Source organism: Synechococcus sp. H55.9, assembly GCF_047462355.1.
GTDB lineage: Bacteria > Cyanobacteriota > Cyanobacteriia > Thermostichales > Thermostichaceae > Thermostichus.
The window spans coordinates 1-1,148 of sequence record NZ_JANSJB010000014.1; the positions used below are offsets into that span (position 1 = coordinate 1).

A 1,148-nucleotide genomic window follows, 5' to 3' on the forward strand; every position below is an offset into this window, starting at 1 on the left:
GGAAGCGGGCGGACGGAATCGAACCGACAACAGCAGTTTGGAAGACTGCGGTTTTACCATTAAACTACGCCCGCACAGATATTCACCGATGCCGGATACCTATGGTAGCATCTCTCGTGGGCATCTCCTCTCGGGGTCTGGAGAGCAATCTGTCCCCATCGGCGGAACGGGGCTTACCTCTTGAGGTGGAGATCTTTTTGGCGTTTCTTCTGCCACTGGCGGAACTCTTTCTCGTAGCGTTCCCCCTCCGTCTGGTAGGCGTTCCAGCCCTTAAGAGAAACTGTCAAGCCCCAGCCCATGAGTATAAACAGCGACCAAGATAGCCCCCCGCCGGAAAGCCAGTCCAAGCCCAGCAGAAAGCTGTTGACAATTGCGTATCGGCCCAGCAATTGGTAGAACTGCTGACGGCGGTAGCGCTGGAACTCGCGATGCTGGTTGTTCAGCTCTTGCCAAGCCTTCCATTCCTGCTCGGCCAAGTCCAGCTCTTGGGGTGAGATCCCCAGTTCGGCGGCCATCTCCTGCAACTGGGCGCGGGTAAACTCGCCCAGGCGCGGCTGGCGGGCAATGGCCCGCTGGAGGATCTGCTGCACGTCTTCTTGGCTGTACCGGGATCCCGACATTGAGTCTACACGCAACTTTACAATTCTTAGTCCAAGTTAGCCAGATCTTGCAGCTCGTTAAGTTCGCCTTGCTGCAGAAGCCAACCGCTAGACTAAACCTAGGCCAGCCCCCCAGGCGCTTTCTCCACGGCTAAGTTACTCCTTGCCAACCGAACTTGCCAATAGGGCTATGACTTCTACCCGCCCTAGATCCCGCCAGAGCCGTCAGAGTCGGACTTCCCTATTGAGCGATCTGCTACAGGCCGTGCCCCATCTGCGCCCGCAGCTTTATTTCAAGTCTTCTCTGGTTGCCCTCAGCCGTGCCATCGAGGATCAGGTGTTGCAAGGTCAGGGATCCCCGTGGGTGTTCGCCAATTTTCAAAAAGAGCGCTACTACCGCCAGGAGGCGCGGCGCTACCGTCGCATCAGCGCGGTTGCCCAAGATGTGTTTGTGCTGGCTACCCCCGATGGGGCTCAGGCTGACCTGCCCCCTAACTTTATCCCCCTGGATCCGGAGGATCCACTGGCTCAGGAGTGGCATTTGATCGT

Annotated in this window: 2 protein-coding genes and 1 tRNA gene; 1 reads left to right on the forward strand and 2 read right to left on the reverse strand. The window is 57.7% G+C overall.

The features are described 5' to 3' along the window. Positions 1-3: 3 nt before the first annotated feature. Both NW857_RS03465 and NW857_RS03470 read right to left on the reverse strand, forming a co-directional pair. Positions 4-74, reverse strand: a tRNA-Gly gene (locus NW857_RS03465). 99 nt (positions 75-173) lie between these two features. Continuing rightward, positions 174-635 (reverse strand): 2TM domain-containing protein, encoded by a 462-nt coding sequence (locus tag NW857_RS03470; RefSeq protein WP_414367950.1) that lies wholly within the window; start codon positions 633-635, stop codon positions 174-176. A gap of 154 nt (positions 636-789) precedes the next feature. On the opposite strand from NW857_RS03470, the gene NW857_RS03475 reads away from it, so the two are divergent. Further along, a partial coding sequence (locus NW857_RS03475) for a DICT sensory domain-containing protein (RefSeq protein WP_414367952.1) occupies positions 790-1,148 on the forward strand: 359 nt, incomplete at its 3' end.